The sequence below is a fragment of the Agriterribacter sp. genome (assembly GCF_035497235.1).
Lineage (GTDB): Bacteria > Bacteroidota > Bacteroidia > Chitinophagales > Chitinophagaceae > Agriterribacter.
In genome coordinates, this window is sequence record NZ_DATJEB010000053.1 from 159,722 (window position 1) to 186,340 (window position 26,619).

At 42.1% G+C, this 26,619-nt stretch carries 22 protein-coding genes; 13 read left to right on the plus strand and 9 right to left on the minus strand.

What is annotated here, in order from left to right; translation table 11 throughout:
- Window positions 1-59: 59 nt before the first annotated feature.
- Together VL121_RS19725 and VL121_RS19730 are read right to left on the minus strand one after the other, a co-directional pair.
- Complete coding sequence (locus VL121_RS19725) at window positions 60-1,445, minus strand: ammonium transporter (RefSeq protein ID WP_325408330.1); 1,386 nt, start codon at window positions 1,443-1,445, stop codon at window positions 60-62.
- 911 nt (window positions 1,446-2,356) lie between these two features.
- The gene (locus VL121_RS19730) at window positions 2,357-2,563 is read right to left on the minus strand and encodes a hypothetical protein (protein ID WP_325408331.1); all 207 of its coding nucleotides are present in this window, start codon (window positions 2,561-2,563) and stop codon (window positions 2,357-2,359) included.
- A gap of 122 nt (window positions 2,564-2,685) precedes the next feature.
- Between VL121_RS19730 and VL121_RS19735 the strand changes: the two genes are divergently transcribed.
- From VL121_RS19735 to VL121_RS19745, 3 genes are all read left to right on the plus strand, one after another.
- On the plus strand, window positions 2,686-3,960 hold the full coding sequence (locus VL121_RS19735; protein WP_325408332.1) for a GAF domain-containing protein: 1,275 nt from the start codon (window positions 2,686-2,688) through the stop codon (window positions 3,958-3,960).
- 143 nt (window positions 3,961-4,103) lie between these two features.
- Window positions 4,104-4,739, plus strand: coding sequence for a response regulator transcription factor (locus VL121_RS19740; protein WP_325408333.1), 636 nt, complete (start codon window positions 4,104-4,106; stop codon window positions 4,737-4,739).
- Between the two features lie 247 nt (window positions 4,740-4,986).
- The gene (locus tag VL121_RS19745; RefSeq protein WP_325408334.1) at window positions 4,987-7,413 is read left to right on the plus strand and encodes a hypothetical protein; all 2,427 of its coding nucleotides are present in this window, start codon (window positions 4,987-4,989) and stop codon (window positions 7,411-7,413) included.
- A gap of 41 nt (window positions 7,414-7,454) precedes the next feature.
- Here the strand turns inward: VL121_RS19745 and VL121_RS19750 are convergent, their stop codons facing one another.
- From VL121_RS19750 to VL121_RS19760, 3 genes are all read right to left on the minus strand, one after another.
- The gene (locus tag VL121_RS19750) at window positions 7,455-8,507 is read right to left on the minus strand and encodes an ABC transporter permease (RefSeq protein WP_325408335.1); all 1,053 of its coding nucleotides are present in this window, start codon (window positions 8,505-8,507) and stop codon (window positions 7,455-7,457) included.
- Between the two features lie 10 nt (window positions 8,508-8,517).
- On the minus strand, window positions 8,518-9,660 hold the full coding sequence (locus VL121_RS19755; protein ID WP_325408336.1) for a BT_3928 family protein: 1,143 nt from the start codon (window positions 9,658-9,660) through the stop codon (window positions 8,518-8,520).
- Between the two features lie 71 nt (window positions 9,661-9,731).
- Window positions 9,732-12,047, minus strand: coding sequence for a WG repeat-containing protein (locus VL121_RS19760; RefSeq protein ID WP_325408337.1), 2,316 nt, complete (start codon window positions 12,045-12,047; stop codon window positions 9,732-9,734).
- A 496-nt stretch (window positions 12,048-12,543) separates the two neighbouring features.
- Between VL121_RS19760 and VL121_RS19765 the strand changes: the two genes are divergently transcribed.
- On the plus strand, window positions 12,544-13,875 hold the full coding sequence (locus VL121_RS19765; RefSeq protein WP_325408338.1) for a DEAD/DEAH box helicase: 1,332 nt from the start codon (window positions 12,544-12,546) through the stop codon (window positions 13,873-13,875).
- Window positions 13,876-14,027: 152 nt separating this feature from the next.
- Here the strand turns inward: VL121_RS19765 and VL121_RS19770 are convergent, their stop codons facing one another.
- The 4 genes from VL121_RS19770 to VL121_RS19785 all read right to left on the minus strand — a co-directional run bounded on the left by VL121_RS19770 (window position 14,028) and on the right by VL121_RS19785 (window position 18,829).
- Window positions 14,028-15,191: a Gfo/Idh/MocA family protein gene (locus VL121_RS19770; RefSeq protein WP_325408339.1), complete on the minus strand. Its 1,164-nt coding sequence runs from the start codon at window positions 15,189-15,191 to the stop codon at window positions 14,028-14,030.
- Window positions 15,192-15,375: 184 nt separating this feature from the next.
- The gene (locus tag VL121_RS19775) at window positions 15,376-16,404 is read right to left on the minus strand and encodes a sugar phosphate isomerase/epimerase family protein (RefSeq protein ID WP_325408340.1); all 1,029 of its coding nucleotides are present in this window, start codon (window positions 16,402-16,404) and stop codon (window positions 15,376-15,378) included.
- Between the two features lie 120 nt (window positions 16,405-16,524).
- A complete protein-coding gene (locus VL121_RS19780; RefSeq protein WP_325408341.1) occupies window positions 16,525-17,742 on the minus strand; it encodes a hypothetical protein in 1,218 nt (405 codons plus the stop codon).
- 25 nt (window positions 17,743-17,767) lie between these two features.
- On the minus strand, window positions 17,768-18,829 hold the full coding sequence (locus VL121_RS19785) for an aldose 1-epimerase family protein (RefSeq protein ID WP_325408342.1): 1,062 nt from the start codon (window positions 18,827-18,829) through the stop codon (window positions 17,768-17,770).
- A 486-nt stretch (window positions 18,830-19,315) separates the two neighbouring features.
- Here VL121_RS19785 and VL121_RS19790 point away from each other — a divergent pair, with 486 nt between their 5' ends.
- The 9 genes from VL121_RS19790 to VL121_RS21785 all read left to right on the plus strand — a co-directional run.
- Complete coding sequence (locus VL121_RS19790) at window positions 19,316-20,092, plus strand: 3-keto-disaccharide hydrolase (protein ID WP_325408343.1); 777 nt, start codon at window positions 19,316-19,318, stop codon at window positions 20,090-20,092.
- Window positions 20,093-20,169: 77 nt separating this feature from the next.
- A complete protein-coding gene (gene ligD, locus VL121_RS19795; RefSeq protein ID WP_325408344.1) occupies window positions 20,170-21,060 on the plus strand; it encodes a non-homologous end-joining DNA ligase in 891 nt (296 codons plus the stop codon).
- A 760-nt stretch (window positions 21,061-21,820) separates the two neighbouring features.
- The gene (locus VL121_RS19800; protein WP_325408345.1) at window positions 21,821-22,930 is read left to right on the plus strand and encodes a nickel-binding protein; all 1,110 of its coding nucleotides are present in this window, start codon (window positions 21,821-21,823) and stop codon (window positions 22,928-22,930) included.
- A gap of 190 nt (window positions 22,931-23,120) precedes the next feature.
- On the plus strand, window positions 23,121-23,495 hold the full coding sequence (locus VL121_RS19805; protein ID WP_325408346.1) for a group I truncated hemoglobin: 375 nt from the start codon (window positions 23,121-23,123) through the stop codon (window positions 23,493-23,495).
- Window positions 23,496-23,816: 321 nt separating this feature from the next.
- A complete protein-coding gene (locus VL121_RS21775) occupies window positions 23,817-23,897 on the plus strand; it encodes a BBE domain-containing protein (protein WP_414635432.1) in 81 nt (26 codons plus the stop codon).
- A gap of 305 nt (window positions 23,898-24,202) precedes the next feature.
- On the plus strand, window positions 24,203-24,979 hold the full coding sequence (locus tag VL121_RS19810; RefSeq protein WP_325408347.1) for an oxygenase MpaB family protein: 777 nt from the start codon (window positions 24,203-24,205) through the stop codon (window positions 24,977-24,979).
- A 24-nt stretch (window positions 24,980-25,003) separates the two neighbouring features.
- Window positions 25,004-25,849 (plus strand): CvfB family protein, encoded by an 846-nt coding sequence (locus VL121_RS19815; protein WP_325408348.1) that lies wholly within the window; start codon window positions 25,004-25,006, stop codon window positions 25,847-25,849.
- 355 nt (window positions 25,850-26,204) lie between these two features.
- The gene (locus VL121_RS21780) at window positions 26,205-26,462 is read left to right on the plus strand and encodes a helix-turn-helix domain-containing protein (RefSeq protein ID WP_414635433.1); all 258 of its coding nucleotides are present in this window, start codon (window positions 26,205-26,207) and stop codon (window positions 26,460-26,462) included.
- A 39-nt stretch (window positions 26,463-26,501) separates the two neighbouring features.
- Window positions 26,502-26,619: VOC family protein (locus tag VL121_RS21785; RefSeq protein ID WP_414635429.1), on the plus strand; the 118-nt coding region annotated here is incomplete at its 3' end.

The following is a 26,619-nucleotide window of genomic DNA, read 5'->3' on the forward strand; positions in this document are numbered from 1 at the left end:
TTTTCTTAAAACTGTACCTTTTCTTTTTTTGAAAGCTTTTCTGTCATTTTATTATTGAACTAATCTATTACTTCTTCCTCGTGTATGGTTCCGTTATTGGTTACCAGCAAAGTTCCCTGCATGTATTTTTCATTATGTTGCGAAGCGTCCAGTCCAATTTCTTCTTCCTCAGCGGTTACCCGAAGTGGTAATATAAAATTGATGAATTTGAAAATGGCATAGGACACAACAAAACTATACCCGGCAGAAATAGCCATTGCTTTTAACTGGGTAAAGAAGAACGCGCTGTTGCCATAGAACCATCCGTCATTACCGGCGGCATTAACAGCTTTGGTAGCAAATATGCCGGTCATAAGCATACCTGCCATACCGCCTATACCATGACAGGGGAAAACATCAAGGGTATCATCGAGCGATGATTTTTGTTTATAGTAAATGGCAATATTGGAGATGATAGCGGCAACAAGACCAATGAAGATGCTTTGCGGGATGGCCACGAAACCCGCGGCAGGCGTAATAGCTACCAGGCCTACCACAGCGCCTATACAAAACCCTACCACAGAAGGTTTTTTGCCCCTTACCACGTCAAAAAACATCCAGCCCAGCCCACCGGCTGCGGCGGCAGTGTTGGTAGTGGCAAATGCCGAAACAGCCAGGGCGTTAGCACCTAAAGCGGATCCTGCGTTAAATCCAAACCAGCCAAACCACAGTAAACCCGTACCGATCAATACATAAGGAATATTTGCCGGGGGAATTTCCCTGTGCTCAATATGTGCTTTTCTGCGTTTTAATACCAGGGCGCCGGCTAATGCCGCACAGCCTGCGGAAATATGCACTACGGTACCACCCGCGAAATCCAGGGCGCCCATTTTAAACAAAAATCCTTCAGGATGCCAGCTCCAGTGTGCCAAAGGCGCATATACCAGTATACTGAACAGGGCAATAAACAGAATATAGGAAGTAAACCGTATCCGCTCGGCTACGGCGCCTACCACTAACCCCGGGGTAATAATGGCAAACATTAACTGAAATACGGAAAACAGTGTTTTAGGAATAGTGGGAGCGCCAACCCACGGTTCACCGGAGTTTACATCCTTAAAGAACAGGTGGGTAGAAGGGTTACCGATAAACCCGCCAATATCTTCTCCAAAGCAAAGACTATAGCCTACAAAAACCCACAACACACTTACTACCCCGGCGGCCACTACGCTCTTCATCATGGTAGAGATCACATTTTTACGATGTACCATTCCACCGTAAAAAAAAGCAAGTCCGGGTGTCATTAAAAAAACAAGCGTGGCAGCTACAATAACCCAGGCAATATCTGCAGGACTATAAACACCTGTATCTGCAAAATCGGTAGCAGGGGTAACAAAAATAGCAGCTAATGCTATAGCTGCCAGTACCAGGAAGGGTGCAATTTGTTTTAGCGTTCTCTTAGCCATGTAGGAAAATTTTAAATTAAAAATAATAATTATTTATTAATATTCAACAAATATACTGTATGAATTAATATTATTTCATTAAATAACTTATATATTATTATTTTTAATTTAAATCTTGTATTTATTGAATTTAATTTATTCTTGTGTGTTCTATATAATTATATTAATTTTTAGATAATTAGTATTAAAAACTACTATTTACAGGATATAATACATATATTCATAAGAATAATAGCATATATAATATATTTAAATAAATAATAATTTAATATATTTTAAATTGATTAATTTAAATATGTGTATATTTTTATTATAAGAAAATAAATATCCCGGCTTTTATGCCTGCACATACACATATGGTTTTTCATAGCTTTTAATTATTCTTAAAAGCCATTTGTCTTTTTAACTCCAGCGCATCAGACCTGAGTTTTTCTATTTCGCACTGCTGTTCCTTTATAGAGGCTACTAAAAACGGGATCAGTCCCGTTTCGTCTATTGTTTTAATATTGGCATTGCGGTATACATTTTTTCGATACCAGTATGATACTGGTTTATCATTTACCAGGTGGGGGAAACTGCCCGGATATCTTCAGCAATAAAGCCCTATTGTTTTCCTGCTTTAAGCTGCAGGTGCTTAAGTGAACCGGCATTATATTCAAACTGCTTTGGTTTAAGCTGTGTTATTTTCTGCAATGGATTATTAATTACTTCTATATTTTTTTGATGGAATGATCCGGTATGTCTTGTCCATAGCTTACTGCAGCAGTTATGAAGAGAGAAAATACCATACCGGCTTTTATTATAGCATTATTATGAAACATTATTATTGTATTTAGATGATGACAATGTAATTGCGGGGGAGCAACCCTTGTGCAGGTTGCCTGGTAACTTTATTGATTATGCGGGATAAATTATAAAAAATTGGGAGGGGGAGTGGCCACAGGAAAGAAGTTGGTTTGCCTGTAATCTGTTTGTCCTTTATTCTTTTTCTTTAAGGATGTATTAGGTATGTGCGCCGTAGTGAAAAAGGTATTTTTGTGATCTGCTATAAATGATTGCTCTCCTTCTCTTTCATAAGGTTCCTTTCCTGTATTATCTGTTTCGGTATCTGTAAGCAATACGCAAAAATAAATTATCTGTTCATGTAAAGAAGTGTATTGCGCTGTAAAATTTTGTGAATGCTATATTACATCCCTCCCCCTTTTGCTGTACATTTATGGACCACCTTATTTTTCAGCTCTTGAAAAACAAAAATATTATACTGGTTCTTCCCTGCATGTGCCTGGCTTTGTATGCAAAAGCCCAGCTTACGGATAAGGATACACCTCATTTTGATGAGAAGACCGGAAACTGGTGGTTGTATGGATGTATCCTCCTCGTGGCCGCGATAGTCATTTACTGGATCATTCATTCGTTACAGCAAAGATTAAAAGAAGAAAAAATAATCAGCGCTTTTGCTACTTCTTTATACGGACAAAAAACGGTAGAAGACATTTTTTGGGATACCGCTAAAAACTGTGTTGAAAAAATGGGATTTATTGATTGCGTGGTATACCAGTTGGATACAGCACGGGATATGTTGCTGCAAAAAGCCGCGTTCGGACCTAAGAATCCCTGGCGCCGAGAAATCATTAATCGTATTGAAATACCGGTGGGTAAGGGAATTGTAGGATCAGTTGCGCAAACCGGTAAAGCGGAAATCATTTATAATACAGCAGCCGACCCCCGTTATATAGTGGATGATGAAAGGAGGCTATCGGAAATAACGGTTCCTGTGTGGATAGATGGAAAGGTTTTTGGCGTGATAGATTCTGAACACCCCCAGCGGCACTTTTATAAAAAATATCATTTGAGGCTACTGAAAAAAATTGCGGCTATTTGCGCAGAACGTATTTCCAAATACATGGCAGAAGATAAACTGCGCAGTAAAATTGCACGCGACCTGCATGATGAAATTGGATCAACCCTTACCAGTATTAATATTCTCAGTAAAGTGGCTATGCAGGATGGGCTTGGAGAAGCTAAAATAAAAGTTTACCTGCAAAAAATAAAAGACAACTCCCGTAATATCATGGAGCGTATGAGCGACATTGTATGGGCAATTAACCCGGTGAACGACAGCTTCGACAAAGTGATAGTACGCATGAAAGAATTTGCAGCGGAAATACTGGAATCTGCCGGTATCAACTACTATTTCAACGAAGAGGGATCACTCGATAAAACGCAGCTTAACCTGGAACAACGAAAAGATATTTATCTTGTTTTTAAAGAAGCGGTGAATAATGCGGTTAAGTACAGTAAAGCCACTGAGGTGAACGTTATTTTGCAAAAGGAGAATGACAGGTTGAAAATGACCATTATAGATAATGGCGATGGTTTTAATGCTGAAGCGGAACACCCGGGTAATGGAATAAAAAATATGCAGAGCAGGGCCGCAGGCATGCACGCCAATTTGAGAATAGATTCCATAAAAGGCACAGGAACCACCATTGCCCTTGAAGTGATCATCACATGATTAGGGTATGGGCTGCTATAATAAAGATGAGTAAGTTGCATTACAGTCAACCCTATTTTAGTAAAAAGGTAATGCTATTGTTTTTGCAGCTGTATGTGCAGGAATAATAGCCAAAGAATATAAAGTACGTGCTCGAAACATATATGTCCGTAAGTATTGTTATATATGAAGATAATACCACGCTTCGTGAAAGTTTAAGCAGCCTGCTTGCACTCACGGGCGAATACACCGTTTTAGCCAGTTACCCCGATTGTTCAAACGTAATCAGCGATATTAAGGAAAGGCATCCCGATGTGATATTAATGGATATTGATATGCCTGGCATCAATGGTATTGAAGCCGTTAAAAAAATACGGACGGTAAATGCCGTTGTGCAAATTATTATGCTTACCGTTTTTGACGATAATACCCATGTATTTGATGCCATGTATGCAGGGGCTAATGGCTACCTGCTTAAAAAATATGTTTCCGATAAGCTCATCCATGCTATAAGGGAAGTGCTGGAAGGCGGCGCTCCCATGAGTCCGTCTATTGCGCGTATGATTATTTCCCGTATGCAGGAAAATATAAAAATTCCGGCTAACAATTACCTGCTTACCAACAGGGAAAAAGAAATTTTACACCTGCTTTCCAAAGGAAACAGCTTTAAGCTCATTGCTGCCGATTTATTCATCAGTCTCGACACCGTTCGCACCCATATCAAGCACATTTACGATAAGCTCCATGTTCGTTCCCAGGGTGAGGCCATTAGTAAAGCCATTAATGAGCGGTTAGTGTAGGGGGTATCAGGTGTCAGGTGTCAGGTATCGGGTATCAGGTTGTTCTGATATTTGGGCGTATGGCTAATGCCATTATTTTCGGATTTTAAATTTGCATTTTGTTGCTTTTCCGCTGTATCATGTAAAATCCGAAACCATTTTGGCCATTATTATCATTGTATTATCTTTAATTTAACCTGGTACTTACAATCTGCCAGGCTAAATTGCAGCAAAAACAGTGCTATTACGCTTCTTACAAAAAATACGTATGTGCTTTCATAAAAATCTATCCCGTAAATTATTGCTTTGCCTTTTATTACTGTCTTCTGCCGGTTACCTGCTTGCCCAGGATAAAGCGGAGCAGGCGCTGCAAACGCTGTTAGAAAAATATCCCCAGGAGAAATTGTACCTGTTATATAATAAAGAGAGCTATGTAGCAGGAGAAAATATGTGGTTTAACGCCTTTGCGTTTGAAGGATATAACCGTTCCGCCATTTCTACCAACCTCACCCTGGAATTGTACAACAGTAAGAAGGCACTGATCAGCAGAAAGCAGGTTCCGCTATTTGAAGGAGAAGGTCAGGGCAGCTTCGCGCTTCCGGATTCCTTACCCGAAGGACTTTATTACGTTAGAGGCTACACGCAGTGGATGCTGAATTTTGATGAAGCTTTTCAGTATATGCATTCGTTCAGGCTGTATAACACGGCTTCACCGCAAAAGCTGATCCCCGATTCGCTGGCGGCATGGACAGCCGCGGCTTTCCCGGAAGGTGGTACTTTTATTGAAGGGCTAAGCAGCAAGGTTGCCGTGCGGCTTTCATCGCCCGGCGTATTGCCGGAGAACTGGAGCGGGTATGTTATTGATGCGGCCAAGCCTTCAGAAAAAATTGCCAGCTTTACGGCTTTAGACCGGAATGTGGCTGTTTTTAGCATACTGCCGGAAAAGGAAAAAAAATACCAGGTGATTGTGCAGGATAAGAAAGGGAAAAAGCAAACTATAGCTTTACCTCCAGCGCAGCCATCGGGTGTAAGCCTTCAGGTAAACAGCACTAACCAGGCCATATTCTATTCCCTGCAGTTTAAGAACATGCCTGCCGGCGCCAAAGGGTATAAGATCATTGGTACTATGAACAACGTTTTGGTATATAAAGCCAATATCAATAAAATCAGCCCGGAAATAGCGAGCGCTATCCCGGCCGATAAACTGATCAACGGCGTTTTGCGTTTAACTGTATTTGACGGATCGGAAAATGTGGTAGCGGAAAGAGTATGCTTTGTTCAGCCGCAGCAGCTTAATACCGGGCGGCCATCTTTTCCGCCGCTTTACCTGAGTAGTACCCCCCGTGGTGTTAACGGCTTCGATATACTGGCCGATTCCAACTATCTTAAATATACGGTGCTGGTAATGGATGGAGGTGTACATGACTATTTAGATAACGATAATATTTTAACCAGTTTATGGCTTACATCCGATTTTACCGGCCATATACACGCGCCAGCCCGTTATTTTGATGCAGACGCAGACCCGGTGGCATTAGACGCGCTGCTGATCTCAGAAAAATGGAAACGCTTTGACTGGCGCGCGGTAATTGACGGAAAATTTCCGGAGATCCGCTATACTCCGGAACCCTATATTTCCTATAAAGGAACGGTTTATGGAGGGGGAGGGATTGTGGCTAATGAAACGGTAAACCTTATTTTCTATTTTGCCGACTCTACTACACAAATTCACCAGGTAACCACCGATGCGAAAGGGTCATTTGATTTAAAGAACCTCATTTTTGAAGAGCCGCTGAAAGTATATTACCAGGTTAATAATAAAAAAATAGCGCCAAAGGATGTTGCCGTAACCTTTGAATCGCTGAATAAAGTGGTACCCTATAAAGAGCCATTGCCGCCCGGCGGATATATATTAGTTAAACGACCACCCAATGATAAAATACAGGCGGATGTGGCCAGAGCCTTAATTAACCGCAATAATCAAAAAAAGGCCGATGAAAAATTTAAAACGCTGGAAGAAGTAAAGATCGTAGCCCAGGGCAAAAGCAATAAGGAGAAGCTGAATGAAAAGCTAAGCTCCGGCATGTTCAGAAGCATGAATGAAAATGTGTTTGATTTTGTAAATGAGAACCAGGATGCGATGTCGTACCAGAACATTCTTCAATGGTTGCAGGGGCGTGTAGCGGGTTTGCAGGTACAAATGCAGGGAGGCGATTATGTTCCCATTATCAGGGGCAGCCGGGTAGAGCTATATCTTGATGAAATGCGTGTTGATCCCGGCATGATCAGCAGTTTGCCCGTGAGCAATATAGCTATGGTTAAGGTCATCAAAGGCGGCTTTGTAGGAGGCGTGGGCGGTGGCGGAGGTAGCGCGGTAGCCATTTATACCCGCAGGGGCGATACGCAGGCTTCGAATGCGCAAAAGCCACCTTCTTTAAATAGCGGTGTGCTGGCAGGCTATGATAAAGTATTGCCTTTTTATGAACCGGATTATAAAGATGCCGCGGTAAAGCGGATAGAAAAAGATAGCCGGGATGCCCTGTATTGGAATCCCGCAGTAATGCGTGATGGAACTAAGCCTGTTCAAATTCGTTTTTATAATAACGATGATGCAAAAAGTATAAGAGTGGTTATCATTGGGTTTTCGAAAGATGAAGATATACCGCTGTTTTATAACGATATATTTAGATTATAGCATTTTGTGTATTGTCCGGGTTAAAATCCGGGCAATACATTTTATCCCGTCTTCACCCTCGGATCAACAATACTGTATAATACATCTGAAAGGATATTGATGAGAACGAATAATGTTGCGGTTACCAGCACACTGCCCATCACCACCGGGAAATCAAGTTTATCCAAAGCGTCTACCGTTATTTTACCGACCCCTTTCCAGCCAAAAATATATTCCACAAAAAAAGCGCCGGCCAGCAATTCTGCAAACCAGCCTGTAACAGCCGTAAGCACCGGATTAAGCGCATTGCGCAGGGCGTGTTTGAATATTACTTTTCTTTTGCTTAGTCCTTTGGCGTATGCGGTACGTATATAATCCTGGTTCAATACATCCAGCATGGCGCTGCGGGTAAGCTGGGTAATAATGGCTAACGGACGAATACCCAAAGTAAGCGCCGGAAGCATAAGGTTTTTGATAACAATATACTTTTCGCCGGTGTAATCATCATATTCAAAATAGCTGCCGGTAAGGTTAAGTCCTGTATATGGACCCAGTACAATTGCAAAAAAATAAGCAATAAGAATGCCCGTAAAAAACGAAGGTGCTGAAATGCCCAGTACGCTTGTAAAAACCGCCGAAGTATCCATCCAGGTATTTTGCTTAACCGCCGCCAGTACGCCCAGCGCAATGCCTGCAACGGAGGCAAATAACATAGCCGCCACGGCCAGCAGCAAAGTACCGGGCAGGGCTTCCATCAATATGCCCAGTACGTCTCTTTTGGTTTGATAGGAATGGCGGAGATAAGGCAGCTTTATGGCGAAATTGAACTTTTCGTTGCCAATGAACAATCCTTTTAGTTGCTTTTGTTCAATTTCCTGCGCGGAGTGGATGCTTACAGGTGAAATATCTTTTACATAAAATGCAAACTGCTTCCATTTGGGCTGGTCGAGATATAACTCTTTGCGTATGTTTTGAATGGTGGCGCTGTCGCCGGTTTGTCCTAATACCAGGCGCGCCGGATCGCCAAAGCCCTGGAACAAAAAAAATACGATGCACACCACACCTGCCAGAACAAGCAGCGCGTAAAAAATTTTACTGGTAAGGTATCGTATCAATGAATAGTATTTAATTCACTATAGCCTGTATTTCTTCCCTGGCATTATCCCAATCGGCATAACTCCACTTATTCCTGATCGTTCCGTTTTGCAGCAGGTACAAAGCGGGGTTAGTACGGGCTGCTGTTTTTATGGGTACTACATCACATTTTAAAAAGGTTACAGCAGGCGCAGTGCTGAAATAGCTGTTTATGCTCTCCGCGTTATTGGTAACAACGAACAGGGTTATTTTTTGCTGTTGCAATACCGGGTACAAAGATTCAAAATTTTTCATCCATTCTCCTTTGCCCGGGTCATCTTTTACAAACAGGAAGGCGCTGTAACCGGCATCGCTTAGTACCTGCATTGTTGTATCGTTCCCTGATAGGGTAGTGAGTACAAAATCCTTGATAGCGGGCTCGGCATTTCCTTTACGGATCAGCTTGTCGTATCGTTTTATAAAATGATAAACGGAATCATCAAAATCATCAGGAAAATTATCTGAAGTAAATTCAACCGTTGCACCGTCCTTTTCATATACAAAGCTGATCACTGTGCTATCCGGTATGGCGTTTGGCGGTATCTTCATTTTTTCAGGAATATTATTTCCTTCTTTAAAAGGAAGACAGTCGGCAACAGGCAGATGCTTTAATACATACCATTGCAGCCATATGCTAAAAGTCACAGACAGGAGGATAATACATATACTTCCGAATGCCGGCAAGGCGGGTTTTATTGTATTGCGCCATCTGAAAATAAAGAGGATCAGCAGCAACAGTACAATATCTTTTATAAATGATGTTTTTGGCGTAATTGGAATGCAATCGCCAAAGCAGCCGCAGCTTCTGAATTTGCCCGACAGGTAAGCATAACCCGTTAAAAAAGTAAAGAAGATGATCAGTATCAGCAACAGCCAGCTAAACAAACGCATCTTCCAGCCCACCAGTACCGCCACGCCGGCTACTATTTCAAATGCGATCATAATAACCGAGAAAGCCAGCGCGTAATCGTTCATGGCATGCATGAAGTTTGGCAACCAGCCCGACTGCGCCCACACTTCAAAAAATTCCTGCATTTTATAAGCCAGTCCTAAAGGGTCATTGGCTTTTACCAGCCCCGAAAAAATAAAAAGGATACCAACAATGTACCTGGAAATAGTTATGATTGATTTCATGCGTAATGCGGCTGGGGATTTGGATGGTTATGTTGTTAAAGGCTAAACTACATAATAATTGGAAGACTTGCTTACCTGCTTATGGTATATTCTGTTCCCTGCAGTTTGCAAACGGCGGCTGCGCTAACCTTTCCCTCACCGCTGCAGGTGCCGCAATTAACCTTTTGTGAAACAGTTTCTGTACGTTGAGGCGTTGTTTCTGTTATTGTTTTGTACTTTGTTATTGTTTTTACCGTTCTGTATCCTTTATAACTATTGGTGGAAGGATCCCACCTGGTGTCGTAAGATGATTCTTCAACCTGGTAAGGCTCCTCCCGGGTTCGTGTGCTGGAAGGAATGGTAACCGTTTCATTCTTATATACAAATCCATTTCCTTTACATAAGCCGCAGGAAATATTTTGTTCATGCACTGCAAATGCAGCCGGGTTGAACTGATCGGATATACTGCTTGCATTAAGTTTTGCAGGCTTGCCATTGGCAACAAATAAAAAACCGGAGCCATCATATTGTATGGCCGGTAAATAAGGGGCAATGATCTCCTTTCCATTGCGCCTGATGCCTACGCCGGTAGCTTTTTCAAACACCATATACTCCGCGTTGTCCTTTGAAATTTTTTGCAATTCATCGCCGCTTCCAAAAATGTTGGTGGGTACCGTGCGTTTATTTTTTACAAAAAACCAGTTGCCGTTAATTTTAAACGCATCTTTTGACCTTACCCTTATTATGGTATCAAATTCCGTAGCTTCTTTTCCATTGTGCAAAAACCAGCTTAAGCCGTGAAACTTCTCATCAAAATTGCTATTCGTAAATTGCTGCGCATGAGCCGCATTAAACAGGTTCCAGGTAGATTTTGACTTTTCGCGAAACCAGATGCAACTGTCGTTTACCGGTTTATACATATCGTAATAGGCGGGTACGATCCATCCTTTGGTGGTAGAAATGATGCCCCATCTTCCCAGATCATTTACTAACAAAAGCGGTGCTCCGAAAGCTTTAAACTTATCTTTAAAATACAGTTCAACCTTATTCATCTTCATAGGGCCACTGATGGCAGATGCTATTTTTTGATCTTTTGTAATAACACTCCACCATCCATACTCGCCATTATTTTCATAAATAACAGTACGCTCTTTTATATAAAGGGCTGCTTCGCCAGTTTCCGGATAAAGACTATAGTTATCGGCGGCGGTAAAAAGTAATTTGCTTTCCTGAACAGATAGCTGCTGTAAAGTGCCCAGGCGGCTAAATGTAATAAAATATCCTGTAGTTTTTTTGCCGGATTTTGCCAGCAATATATCGCCATCCAAATCAAAATAGTCGTATTTGTTTTTATCGGCTATGTGCAGCTTTTTATTGGCTTCATTTTCTGTCCATACAATATCAAATCCCACGCCGGGCAGGTAATGTACGGTAACCGGTGAACTCCAAATATTATATCTTTTGTAGGAAGCCATTTTATCTGGTTTTATAACCCATCCGGTGCTGTTAAATTCACCCTTTCCGCCATTGTTGTAGACGGTATAAACAGGGCCTTTGTTATAGCTGTATTGTATACTGTCGTAAGCGGCTTCAATCAATATGGAACTTCTTTTCTCATATCTGTTCATCACCCAAACGCCTTTCCGCCCCATGCTGTCCACAATCAGAAAGTTTGATTTTGGATCGGGTATAGTGATGTTCCGGTATATGCCCTGCGGAATAACCGAAAATGAATTTCTTGATTTCAGGAAGTTGTCAAACTTGTCATAGTAAGCGCCTGTTTTACCATTAATGGATGCCAGGTAAATATGGTCATGCCTGATAATGCTATCATACGAAGGTTCCAATACCCAGTAATCATATATGAGATTGTACATGCCCGTTTTCCCGGATTTTTTTACAAGCGCATTTTCTGTGTAGAATTTGTCTGTAGTATCCAGCTCAATCTGGTCATATTGCAGCGGCAGTATTAGTTTTCCGGTAAAACCATTATAAACGCCCCATTTTCCCTGTTTCAGCAAAGTGCAGAATCCCCTGGAATAATTAATTTTATCATAGTCGGTTTTTAGCAGCAAATCATGTTTTCCATCGCCTGCTGCTCTGAATAAACCTGCTGCTCCATTTTTATACACGATACTAAAATGAGGATATACGCCGGAAGTGTATGGATTTACAACGAAGGAATGAAGCATAATGGAATCATATTCAGGATCCAGTACCCATTTTGATTTTTTCGGTTTATAGTCCACCTTATCTCTCCACCATATACCATATTTTCCGGATGCACTTTTGGTTTCAATATACCCAACCTGCGCCACAGTTGTAAAGGAATAGCTCAATAAGAAAGCGCAAATAAAAAGTTTGCCCATTGCTTTTCTTCTTTTTCTTGCATATAACTTTAAAATCAAGAATTTATTTTATGCATATGCATTTCAACCCATTACAGGAGCATTGGAACTTGTGTGATGAGCCGGTGTTGTATCGTTTTTCGACTGCATGTTGTTATGAAACGGGTGAAGATGGGTTTGGTTTCTAATAATATGTATCCATTTATCGTTTATCATTAGTTTACATTTGCAACTCCAATGTTTAAAATTATCCTTATGAAGTACCTGCGTGTTTTTTTAGCGGTTTTAATATCGCTGTCTATATTTTCCATTGGCTGTTCCCGAAAGTCACATCCTTCAAAAAAAGTATATAAAATAAAACCACTGCCTCCCGGGCAGGCAAAAAAGATCACCGGCTCAAAATCCGCGAAGCCGTATGCACCCGGGCAGCAGAAAAAGGTAAATAAGAAAAAGGGGAACGGCAGATCCCGGGGCTAAGCTTCTGTTAGCGATGTCTCCTTTTCATCCCGTATATCTTTAATGGCGCGGCCGCCGGCAGTTTCGTATTTTTGCAGCTATGCAAAATAAATCGTATTCCTTACCGGAGGTACTTTCCCGCTTAAACATTGACGCCCTCAATGACATGCAAACAGCGTCTGTTGCGGCTAATCAACAGCACAATAATGTGGTATTGCTTTCGGCAACGGGATCGGGAAAAACGCTGGCTTTTTTATTACCTATACTGGATTTGCTTGATCCGGAAAACAAAAAAACACAGGCCCTTATTGTAGTGCCATCCCGCGAGCTGGCTATGCAGATAGAAAAAGTATTCAAATCGCTGGGTACCTGGTATAAGGTTACCTGCTGCTATGGCGGTCATCTGCGCGAAACGGAAGAAAATAATTTGCAGCAGCCACCGGCGCTGCTTATTGGCACGCCCGGAAGGCTGGCGGATCATATACGGCGGGGGAATATTACTACAGATACAATTGAAACCCTGGTGCTGGATGAATTTGATAAATCGCTGGAATCGGGTTTCCACGAAGAAGTGGCTTTTATTATCAGTTCCCTGCCGGCATTGAAAAAAAGAATGCTTACCTCCGCTACGGAAGCCGTAGAAATTCCTGAATTCATTGGGTTGAAAGACCCGGAAAAGCTGAATTTCTTATCCGGTGGTGCGGATGAAGTGCCTGAAAGGCTGGCCATGAAAATAGTGCAGAGCGATGAAAAAGATAAGCTGCAAACCCTTTTTAAGCTGATCTGTTTTTTGGGCAACCGTTCTACTGTTGTGTTCTGCAATCACCGGGAGTCGGTGGAGCGCACCAGCGAATACTTAACGCAGCAAACCATTACCAATGTATTTTATCATGGCGCTATGGAGCAGCAGGAAAGGGATAATGCCTTATGCAAATTCAGGAACGGTACTTCCAATATACTGGTAACAACCGATTTAGCCTCAAGAGGGCTGGATATTCCCAATATCCGGTATATCATTCATTTTCACCTGCCGCAAACGGAAGAGATATTTACGCACCGCAATGGAAGAACTGCGCGGATGGATGCCAGCGGCACTGCTATATTGATATTGTCGCCTGAGGAAAAACGTCCGGCTTATGTTGCACGGGATACGGAAAAAATTAATTTACCGGAAACCAATGTACTTCCCGAAAAACCCAAATGGTCAACACTGTTTATTGCTGCCGGCAAAAAAGACAAAGTGAATAAAGTTGATATTGTTGGTTTTTTGGGAAACAAAGCGAAATTGAAAAAAGAAGATATAGGACTGATAGAAGTAAAAGATTTTTTTTCTTTTGCAGCGGTGCGAAAAGTAAAAATGGGTGAGGCGTTACGCCTGATCAAAGATCAGAAAATAAAAAACAAAAAGGTGAAGATTGATATTGCGAAGTAAAGATCAGGCGGATAGTTTGTATTGTATTACTTAACAATTCTAATTATTCGGCCTGGTGAAGACACCAGACGGGGAGTAAATAACCGGCATAAAAAAGCTGCTGAAAAAATCCAGCAGCTTAACTAATTCTGTATTCACTCACTACTCACCACTCACTTCTCCTTCCACTCCACCCCGGTATCTTTCCAGCTTTTTGAATTGGCTGAATCAATTACCGCTTCGCACACTTTCTGCGTTTCATACGCGTCTTTAAATGTAGGGTGACAGTCTTCACCGGCTTCGAGTGACTTGAGGAAGTCGGCTACCTGGTGAATAAAGCTGTGCTCGTAACCAATACCTAATCCGGGTACCCACCACTTATCCATGTAGGGCTGGTCACCATCTGTAACATGAATGGAGCGCCATCCGCGAACGATGGACTCATCCCTGTGGTCAAAATACTCGAGGCGGTTCAGGTCGTGCAGATCCCAGCGAATGGAAGCATGCTCACCGTTGATCTCAAAAGTATACAGGGCTTTATGTCCGCGGGCATAGCGGGTAGATTCAAACAAACCCAATGATCCGTTATCGAAATGGCAATGGAATATACAGGCATCATCTATACCTACTTTTTGCACTTTACCGGTTACCTGGTGCATGCGCTCCTTGATAAAGGTTTCGGTAACAGCCGATACATCTTTAATGCCACCGTTCAGCCACATGGCCGTATCAATACAATGTGCCAGTAAATCACCGGTAACACCCGATCCGGCTGCTTCTGCATCTAAGCGCCAGGCAGCGGTTCCGCCCTGGGGCACATCGGCGCTGATCGTCCAGTCCTGCAAAAAATTAGCGCGGTAATGAAATATTTTTCCCAGTTTGCCGGAATCAATAATCTGTTTTGCCAGGCTCACCGCTGGTAAGCGACGATAGTTGTACCATACGGTATTTTTTATACCCGCTTTTTCCACGGCATCCAGCATTCCTTTTGATTCGGCCAGGGTTCGGGCAAGCGGTTTTTCGCATAAGATCATTTTACCGGCTTTTGCCGCTGCAATCGCAATTTCGGCATGCATATCGTTGGGCGTGCAAATATCCACCGCGTCAATATCGTCTCGGGCTATCAGTGCTTTCCAGTCCGTTTCAATAGATTCGTATCCCCACTGATCAGCGAAGGCCTGTACTTTTTCTTTATTCCTTGAGCAAACCGCCTTCAGCACGGGACTGTATTGCAGTTCTGGAAAAAAATTATCCACACGGTTGTAACCGTTAGAGTGGGTGCGGCCCATAAAGCCTGTGCCGATCAACCCTATGCGCAATTGTTTTTTATTTGACATGGTTAATTTTTGAATTTACTGTAAGCTTTTGCTGTCAGCAATCAGCTTTCAGCAATCAGCCGTTGGTTATTAATATAGTTTTGAAGATGTTGCAGGTTACAGGTTGCAGGTTAAAACGTTTCTAAATATCGAAACTCTGCTCTATACCTTTGCCTTTCACCTTATACCTTATCCCTTACCATTTCTACTCCGTCCACCCATGCTGATCCCGCACTTTAATCATGGCGGCCAGAATATCATTCCATGTTTGCTGCCTGTGCATTACTTCATTAGGAAACATGCAACCATCCCAGCAAATATGATTGAACGCTTTTGTAAGGTTACCTTTCTCATCGCGCAGCCAGTAGCCTGCATCGTGGGCAATATCCAATTTCCCGTTGGGGTCTGTAGCCAGGCAATGCCTCCCGGTTTTGTCGTGCGAGCCTGTGCCGTGTACGGTACCGTCATTCTGCGCCACATGAAAATCAATCGTCCACGGACGAAGTGCTGCCGTTAGTTTCTTCAATCCTTCGTTCAGTGCTTCCCGGTCGCTCCATTTAAAATCTTCGGGGAGTATGCGGTGCTCCGGCGCATTGTAGCCGAGCAGGTATAAAAAGGTATGCGACATGTCGGCCTGGAAACCAATATTGGGGCGATCCACTGCTTCCAGCGTATCAATCATTGTCTTCCAGCTATGCATGCCCGCCCAGCAGATTTCGCCTTCTGCTGCCAGTTTCTCACCATAGTCTGCTGCTACATCACAGGCTGTACGAAATGTTTCTGCAATTAACTTTGTGCTGTTCACAGGATCTTTATACCATTGATCCGGGCTGCTGGCAGAATCAATACGAATAACCCCGTACCGGCGAATACCTATATCATTTAATTTTTGTGCAAATACGCAGCTTTTGCGTACCTGCTCCACAAAAAACTTACGATCATCAGCACTGCCTAAAACAGGTCCACCCCATATAGGTGCTACAAGACTGCCAATGCTCAGGTTATGCCTGCTTACTTTATCCGCCAGTTTTTTGGGGCCATCAGCATCATCCAGGTCTATAGAGGGGTCAAATAATCCTACATCCACTCCATCGAATTTTATACCATTCACTTCAGCGGCGGCAGTATATTCAAGCATGGTATCTATCAGCAATGGCGGTTCTGAATCAGGACCTTTGCCAACGACACCCGGCCATGTGGCATTGTGCAATTTTGGATAGTTGTTCTTCTCCATATCATCTTTGTTTATGGTTTGTAGTTTATAGTTTGTTTGCTATTCGCCGCAATGGGCATATTCGTTTCTTGCTATTTGTGATTTGCTATTTGTTTCTTGTTATTTATTATTTCAGATTTATTATCCCAACACCAGATCAGGATTTCCGGGTCCAAAATGTTTTAATATTACAATAGGATCGTTTGCGGAAGGGTTTACAATAGTAACACCTTCTTTTGCCGCCTTTTCACTTACAAAAAACTCATCGTTGGTTAACTGCCCGTAGCGGATCAATGCCGGCGTTTCCATATCCCAAACACCAAACTTGCCATGGCCCTGCATTACAATAATACCATAGGCGCCACTGTCTTTGATGGTTACTGTTGCGCCGGGCATAACGGTAAGCTCTTTGGCACTGAAGGCATCCGATTTGTAGCATATCCAGTTCTCCACATACCCGTCTGCTTTCATTTGCTCAATTGGCTTCACGGGTTTGGGCGCCATAAAGCGGTTAGCCATGGTATTGGGATCCACATTCAGTTCCCAGTCTAATACATCCAGCAACGCGTCAAAATCGCCTATACTTTCTTTAGGTGTACCGTTCCATAATAATTCTTCCGGAATGATAGCTTCATTTACCAGCGACTGGTACATAGCAAACACATCGGAAGCTTTTTGCGGTTCGTAAGTACACATGCTACCGGGGGCATGCAGCAATCCCGGCGGCACATCCCATCCTGTGCCGGGTTCAAGCCGGTAGGCCTGCGAGTAATTCGTTATTTTATTATCGCCTTTGGTAAAGTTTACGAGGCATTCGCGAATCTGGTCTTTAGTGGTACCCGGCGCAATGCCGATAAAAGTATACGGATAGTCGCCACCATGGTTATTGAGTTGCGGTGGAAAATAATAGGCTTCGGGTTTGCCTTTTTGCCCGATCAGCGCGGCCTTTTCATCATTGTGATGCACATGGTGAGGGAGTGGTCCCATATTGTCGAAGAACTTGGAGTACATAGGCCAGGATTCGTGTTCCTTCCATATCCTTTCGCCGATCAGCTCACCCTTAAGTTCACTCACAGCGTCTCTCAGTAATATTTGTACTGTTTTTGATCCATCGTTAAATACTACAGGGCTCAGTCCTTCATTTTCCCCGGTGAGCGGCCCGTTCTTTGCCGGTGTTGTAGAAGAGAACCAGCGTTCGTCTATGCCTCCCCGTTGTCCGCCCAGTACATAATAATCATCGGGATGTAATTTAATTCTTCTTCCCGGCACGCAAAACGACCTGGGTACCCAGGTTGGCGCCAAACGCAGGATGCCTTTTCCCTGGTCTAAAGCTTTCTGTGCTACACTTGATTTTTCCATTGTGTGAAATTGAAATTGTGTTTAATCAGCTATTGTTATGTGTGTGTAAAAAATCGTTAATGCGTTCTTCCTGGTGCAGTACTTCAAAACGCAGATCGTATGTGCGTGTTTCACCCGGTGCAAGCTCAATAAGCGTACCCTGCGCCCTTGCCTTTGCCTGTCCAACGGGAGGGTTCGTTCCGGGTTCAAGCCCCGTAACGTATTCGCCTTTTCCCCAATGTTGCCAGTTGGTTAGCCAGGGTAATTGTTTTTTGGAAAAACGGATGCTAACGGCAATGCCTATCTGCTCATTGTACAGTCCGCATACACAGGCACCATTATGGTCTGCCGCAATATCAATAAAAGCCGCTTCTTCACCGCCGCCGTTGTGTTCCTCCAAAGGCGCCGGGCATTTGCGGAAATCATTTTCCTGTGTAAATATCTTGGCGCCGGTATCGCGGGCCTGCCATGGTCCGTTCCATACTAATCTTGCGCCTTCATCTGCCAGCGGCCATCCCAAATTGCAATGATACAGCAGCATGTGCGGTGCGGTAGTATTTCCCTTGTTGGTTACCTCGTCATGAATATGGATGTACGCTTCCCCAAGCCTTCCCGATATGGTTCGCCGCAGTTCAAGCCGTGTACCTAATGCCTGGCTTTGTTTCATTATGCCGGTAATATGCATTTCCATATTGCCTGCCATTGGGTCGGGCTGCACAACAGATTCAATTTGCGCAGGTATGTTGCTGATTTCTCCATGCAGGCCGCGCTCGCCGTATTCATCTGCTTCAGGCCCGCCCACATGGGTTAACCCGCAGGTAGTAACCAGTCCGCCGCCAAATGTTTTAAGCCAGTCTGCTCCTTTATTTGAAAACGGCTGTGGCGAAGTAATGCCCGAATAACTCTGCCAAGCCAGGCTATGCTGGTTATAAAATGCGTCTGCTATGTCCATAGCCCGGTCAATCACTACTTTATAGCGCAATCCTGTTCCGGTGGTGATCCATGCTATACGGGCACCCCGCTGCGGGCCGTTATCGGCAACAGCCGTTTCAATACCGCCTAATGCTGTGTGTGTGGAAATTTTATCGGTCCAGGTATGCCTTGCCAAATCGTTATACTTTTAAAACAATCGTTAATGATATATATGATTTCTTAAAATGCATAGCCGGAATGCTCCGTGCAGGTCTTTGGCTTCGCGCATTTTAAGGTTCCAATGTATGAAAATATGCTGAGAAAAAAATTGGATCGGATGGGTTAAATATAACTTTTCCATCTTCCTTTTTAGCGTAAAAGCCGGATAAAAAGAAACGGTATGTTTTCCCCCGCCGTTAAATGTATCGTTTTACTTTGTTAAGCCGTGCTGAATGAGGGTTTTTGGCATTTCTACAGCCAGTGAAATATAATAGAACGGTTACAGCAAAGGGTTGTTTTTACTGCATTCTGTCCTGTGCCGTCCTGTGCAGGTTATGCTGTCAATGGGCGTTACAAGGCAAAGAATGTGCAATTGAAAAAGTATATGCGCAATTGTTTTGCGCTGTCTCAATTTTTTTCATAGCTTGTTCCGGTTTTAAAAACTATCTTAAAAAAAATAAAAATGACAAGAAAAACGAACTATTGTCTTGGAATAATGGTTGCAGGTCTTTTGATGAGCAGTTGCAATTCAGCCACAACTCCTGATAATCTGCAAAAAGACGCTGACACAGTTGCCGTTGCGGATAATGATGGGTTTGAGCAGATATTTGATGGTAAAACGCTTAACGGGTGGGAAGGAGATACGGCTTACTGGAGAGCGGAAGAAGGTAGCCTGGTGGGGGAAGTAACGCCGGATAAATTGTTAAAAAGCAATACTTTTATTATTTACAAAGGCGGTGAGCCAAAAGATTTTGAATTAAAACTGGAATTTAAGATCACAGAAGCCGGCAACAGCGGCGTTAATTACAGAAGCGAAATGTTTCCGGGGGTGCCTTTTGCATTAAAGGGATACCAGGCCGATATTGACGGAAAGAACAATTACACCGGGCAGAATTATGAAGAACGCGGACGTACCACGCTGGCCTACCGCGGACAAAAGGTAACCATACCCAATACGCCGGGTGTATCGCAGAAGAATGCCTGGACAACGGCAGTGGTTGACGGTTCATTAGGCAGTTCCGACTCACTGAAAACATTGATCAAAAGCAATGACTGGAATACATGTCATTTAATTATTAAAGGCAATCATCTGCAACATTATATTAATGGTGTTTTAATGAGTGATGTAACGGATGATGATACCACTAATCGTAAGATGGAAGGCTTGCTGGGTATACAGGTGCATGTAGGCCCGCCCATGCAGGTGCATTACCGCAATATTATGCTGAAGAATTTGTAGGTGAACCGCCTGAATGGTTATTGAGCAGGTCATTTCAGCAGCAGCGGAATGACCTGTTTTCATTTAAAGTCTGCAATATGAAAAAGGAGCAGCTTCACTTAACCCATCCGGATAAAATATATTGGCCGGATGAGGGAATTACAAAAGGCGATCTTATTACATATTACAGGTCAATGTCTCCCTATATGCTGCCTTACCTGAAAAACCGGCCGCTTTCATTAAAGCGTAACCCGAATGGTATACGGGATGCAGGTTTTTACCAGAAAGATGCCGGTGAAATAGCTCCCGGCTGGATGAAAACGGCAGCCATTTATTCCGAATCCTCTGATAAGATGGTGCATTACCTGGTATGTAATGATGTAAAGAGTTTGTTGTTTATTGCTAACCTGGGTTGTATTGAAATAAACCCGTGGAATTCAGTAATTGCCAAACCTGGATATCCGGATTACCTGGTAATGGATATTGATCCGTCTGAAAAAAATACATTTAACGAAGTAATTGATGTGGCGCAGGCAATTAAAGCCATACTGGATAAAGCTAACGTTGAGGCATACTGCAAAACTTCAGGTGCAGGCGGCATGCATGTGTATATTCCGTGTAATAAAAAATATAGCTATGAGCAAGTAAGAGCCTTTGCTAAAGTAATAGCCATCCGTGTGCAGGAGCAACTGCCCCGTATTACTACGCTTGAACGTTCATTGGCCAAACGCAAAAAGAACGAGGTATATATTGATTATCTGCAAAACAGTATCGGGCAAACGCTGGCCTGTGTGTACAGCGTGCGGCCCAGGCCCTTCGCTACGGTATCTGCACCATTGGAATGGAAAGAAGTAAAACATGGGTTAAGTCCTGCACAGTTTACACTCAAAAACATGCATGAAAGGGTGAAACAAAAAGGCGATCTTTTTAAAGCCGTTCTGGGAAAAGGACTGAATATGAAACCGGCGCTGAAGTTGCTGGGAACCTAAAACTATTCCATCGGCATGTTATATGCATAATCCCATCTGGCTAAAGAACTGCCAATCAATCATCAATCAACAAATTCCCAATCAACCAATCAGGCGTTATCTGTCCGTCTCACCCGAAACATCCTTCTTTGAGATAGCGTCTACCTCCAAAACGATAAAAATTTAGCGCATGGATATGGTGAGGCTTATAGTTTTTTTCGTGCTGTATAGAAAACAGCCTTTTATCTGAAGCTTTAAAATCTTCGGTATAACCCTCTAACAAAAGTTTATTCAAACACAACGTCAGGGTCTTCATATCTTCTGTTATTGCGTTTTTTATCATCGGTAACGTTTTTTAATATTTGTGATCGGGCTTAGTATAGGATGATTAAAGTATTAAATGATTAAAAATCATACCAATACACGATGCAGTGAACCTCCTGTAAAAGACCGGTCAAAAAAGGAGAAACTGAGCAAATTATTCTACAACCGCGGTGCAAAGCGGGGTGCTTTTATGCTGAGCCATTGTCGAATGGGGCGGTTCAATAAATCTTTTAGTAAGAGCTATTGCGCCCCGGGAATATATAAACAACCAGTGAACTATTATTTATAAATTTGCCAATGGCAATAAACTTAAAAAATCCTGGCCAACTGTAATCCAAATGTTATAGGAAAACCCAATGAGCGTAAGCCACATAGCCCGCAACCGAAAGAGAACAGTTACAAAAATGGAAGTTGCCGTAAAGCTATTTTTGGGTAAAGAAATTTAAAAAATAACCGTATGCCAATTTATATGGACCGCCATGATGTTTCCGAAACGGTAACGGCAGAAAATGTGGCTCAATTACATCAGCAAGACTTAAAAATTCAGGATCAATTTGGTTGCAGAGGATTAACTTATTGGTTTGATGGAAAAAGAAAAACTGCTTTCTGTTTAATTGAAGCGCCTGATGTGGAGTCGCTTAAGAAAATGCATGATCAGGCTCACGGACAGGTTCCACACAGCGTAATAGAGGTAGACCCCCACATTGTGGAATCATTTTTAGGCAGAATTGAAGATCCTGAAAAAGCACAAAACAACGCATTAAATATAATTAATGACCCTGCCTTTAGAACAATAATGGTTATAACGTTACAACAATTAGCGCTTAAGCAAAATGATGATGCTCAATTTAAATCTTCATTACATCAATACAATAACGCTGTTCTTAATTTATTGAATGCTTATGAGGGTACACCTGTTAAGCAAACTGAACGCCATTTTTTAGTTTCTTTTAAATCGGTGTCCAATGCCGTGCAGGCCGCATTTGATATTCAGTTACTGTTTAAAGATCTCAGGAAGAATATTAATAATAATAATAAATTTCTTTTAAAAATAGGATTGAGTGCCGGGGTGCCGGTAACTGACAAGAAACTGATTTTTGAGGACACTATAAAATTAGCTGAACGGATGTGTAAGATTATTGAAGGAGAAATTATAATATCATCAGAGGTTAAAGAATTATACAATAGCGAAAATGTAAATGCTTTAAGTGAAGGAGAAAACAGATTGGTTCTTACACAGGCAGATGAAAGATTTTTAACCCTGTTAATGGATTACACAGAATCTGCGTGGAGCAATACAAATTTAAAAGTGGATGATTTTAGCAAACCTGTAGGATGCAGCAAATCTCAATTGTACCGTAAAATGATTTTACTCACAGGTAAATCACCCAATACATTTCTTAAGGAATACCGGTTAAATGAGGCTTTGCTATTGTTGAATAAAAACACCCGCAATATATCGGAGATTGCCTTTGAAACAGGCTTTAGCAGCCCATCGTACTTTTCTAAATGCTTTCAAAAACGATACGGTCATTTGCCTTCTGGTTATTTGCCTAACAAAGCGTAGCAATGTCAGCTTTGGATAGCTGAACTAAAATTACCAGCATTTGATCTAAATGTTGGGGTGTTCAAATTTACCGGAACGTAAATTTGATAAGAAAACTATTTTGGTATATACAGATTCATTAACCGGTAAATGCTAAAAGTGATTTGTGCTATCCATGCATCTTTTAATTTTTATTTTTAAAACATTCGCTATGACTAAAATTCTTTTTGACCGGCTTGGGGGTACCAGGGGTATAACGGCTATTGTTGACGATGTGGTGGAGGCACACATGAACAATCCCGCAATCAACGCAAGATTTTTGCCTTACAAAGAACAGCCGGAAAAATTAGCTGTGATCAAACAACATACCATTGATTTTTTTAGCGCCGGAAGTGGCGGCCCTGTAACCTATTCTGGCAGAGACATGCCTGCCACGCATAAAGGAATGAACATAAATCCAACCGAATACATGCAGGCTGTTGATGATATTTTGAAGGTTCTGGATAAACATCAAACTGATGATGAATCTAAAAAAGATGTGCTTGCCATTCTCTGGTCATTAAAAGACATGATCATTGCCAAATAAATAATTTTTTATAAAACTTTAAAAACTATTTATGCAAAACTTAGTAAAAAACGTAAACGCCTCTATTATTGAAGAGCCTGTTTCTCAAATCAGAGGGGAAATCATACCTCCCAAAGACCCCTGGTTATAATGAGGCGCGTAAAGTGTATAATGGAATGACAGATAAGCACCCGGTATTATCGTGCAATGCGTGGATGTTGCTGATGTTATACATGCCGTACATCCTTATTCGTCAGGCGGTGCCTATTTAAACTTTATAATGAACGAAGGCCAGGATCGTATAAAAGCAAGCTACCAACACCATTACGTTCGTTTAAAAAAATTAAAAAGAAATACGATCCGGATAATTTCTTCAGGGTTAACCAGAATATTTTGCCAGGTGCAGGTAGGCATGATTTTTAGATTCGCCAGCCCTTTTTATATTTTTAAATTAAAACAACATGAATGAAAAGATCAAAATTCTATTTTTAGACAGTTTCTAAGCAGACACAACCTCTTTTACGGATACTTCTTTACCTGAATCTGCACCTCCTCCCAGCATTGTTTTCTACAGCCCGAATTATATTCTTCTCCTTTACGAACATTAATGATAGTGGCGGGAAGCCGGAACATGTTATTGTTCATGCTATAAAACAAAGCATTTTTTTAAAAGACAGAGAAATGTTGGAATATTTACATTACTTTGTATTTCAAAGTGCTTTTGATTTATGGAATATTTTACGGAACAACAGTCTGTTGTAAGAAAAATATGGGGCAGGGCGGATACCGTGCTGTTTATTTTTGCCGGGGCCGCTGCTGAGTTTGCATTGAATAAGGCGGTCGATTGGTTGTATTTTACAGGAAAACTTCCTGCTGATCCCCTCGGGCGTTTATTTGCTACTGTAGGATATGCCAGGCAGATCATTTTTTCTGAAAAGGAGAAGGCCTATTCTGCAATTGATAAAATGTCGAAAATTCATTCGGCAGTGGAAGCATCACGCAGAATGGTTATACCCGATTATGCTTACCGCGATGTACTTTTTATGCTGATCCATTATTCTATAGCCGCATTTGAAATGCTGGAGAGAAAATTAACCCCGCCGGAGAAGGAAGAAATAGTGAAAGTTTTTTGTGCTGTGGGCCGGCGGATGAAAATACCCGGCTTACCTGTTGGATATATCGAATGGAAAGCAATGCACGGCGTGCACCTCGAGAATGATTTGCGTAAAAGCCAGTATACTACCGGTTTGTATAAGCAGTACAGGCGCAGTCTTGGAAATATCCGTTACCTGGTTTTGCTGGAAGTGCAAAAGCGCCTTGTTCCGCCTCGGGTGAAAACATTGTTACAGTTAAACGGGGTATCCTTATTATCGCCTGCCCTTTTCCTGTATAAAGCAGGCAGGGCCTTAAAAGTGGAATGGTTGCTGAAATTGCTTTTATTGCCCCCGGCTTATATAAAACAAATTAAGGCGCTTGAATACAAAACTTCTGCCTTAGAAACATAGTGAAAGCTATATCTTTATTATTTTATGATCAAACCGGGAGCATACAATTTGCTGAAAGTAATTCGCGCCGTTGCTATTGGCGTGTACCTTGATGATGAAAAGGAAGGTATTTTGCTACCCAAAAGATATGTGCCGGATGGAACGAAAGTGGGCGATATGCTGAACGTTTTTATTTATCACGATTCCGAAAGCCGCGTTATTGCCACCACACAGCAGCCTGCCGGAACGGTAGGCGATATTGTAATGCTGCCGGTAGTTACCGTTACGCCGCAGGGTGCTTTTATGGACTGGGGATTACAGAAAGATATTTTCGTTCCCAAATCAAAGCAGCGTTTAGGCATGTATGTGGGAGAGAAATACTTGGTGAAAATATATCTTGATGAACAAACGGGGCGGGTAGCGGCTACGGAAAAATTTGACGCCTTCCTGAGCAATGAGCTACTGACGGTAAGGGAAATGGAGCAGGTAAACCTGATAGTTTACCGCCGTACGGATATTGGTTATTTTGTGATCATCAATAATAAACATACCGGGGTGCTTCATTATAATGAGGTGTTTACGGAACTGGAACCCGGCGATACGTTAAAAGGGTTTATAAAGAAAATAACCGAAGACAATAAAATTGATGTGATGCCCGGCAAGCCCGGATATGAAAGAGTGACTGATGAAGGAGAAAAAATACTGGCCTTACTCACAGAAAATAACGGCTACCTGCCGTATAATGATAAATCGAACCCCGATGATATTTACAGCTTCTTTGGCATGAGTAAGAAAACGTTTAAAATGACGACCGGCAGTTTGTACAAGCAGCGAAAGATAACGTTCACCAAAACGGGTATTCAGTTAACGGATTTGAAATTTAAGATTTGAGATTTTAAATTTGATGTCTGCCACGGCAGACAGGTTTGAGATTGCTTTTGCATTATGCTGCGAAACAGGGAAAGGTTGATGATTTGTAAGCGCTGCTGTACGATGTCTCCAGACTTTGTACCTGTTATGTTCTTGCCGGACTCTGTCCGGAAAACACCGCCTGGCGGTTGCAATCATATTCTTAATTGTTCCACTCCGGCCCTATTTTTATAACTTTAGGAATAAATGATTAGGATTTCATAATCCTTTCAATCTGAACCGCTATAAAACCCGGTACTCAACCCGTGTATCCACTTTTAGGATTTTGGGCTAAGTGCAATAATAAACGAATATCCTTGTTATCCGTCTTTCCCCTATTCGCTTTACTTCAAAATTTCATCTGCTTCGACTCTTTAAAAAATACTACGGACAAACACCAAAACAATATCTTATTGAAAAGCGACTTGAACAGGCAAAAGAGATGTTATGCAAGGGAACCAATATTTCCGATACCTGCTATGACATTGGATTTGAAAGCCCCGGTTCGTTTAGCACATTATTCAAAGCACGTTTTGGTTTTACGCCAAGTGCCTTTCAAAAAAGAGCAACTTTCACAAAGTCGAATCATTTCTGATTTTAGATTTTTGCATCTTGAACTTAAAAAGTTACAAAAATGAAAGTAAAAGTAATTGGCATTCCGGTGCAGGACCAAGAAAAAGCATTGAAGTTCTACACAGGGAAATTGGGCTTTTTAAAAAAAATTGATGTTCCATTGAGCGAAAAAAACAGGT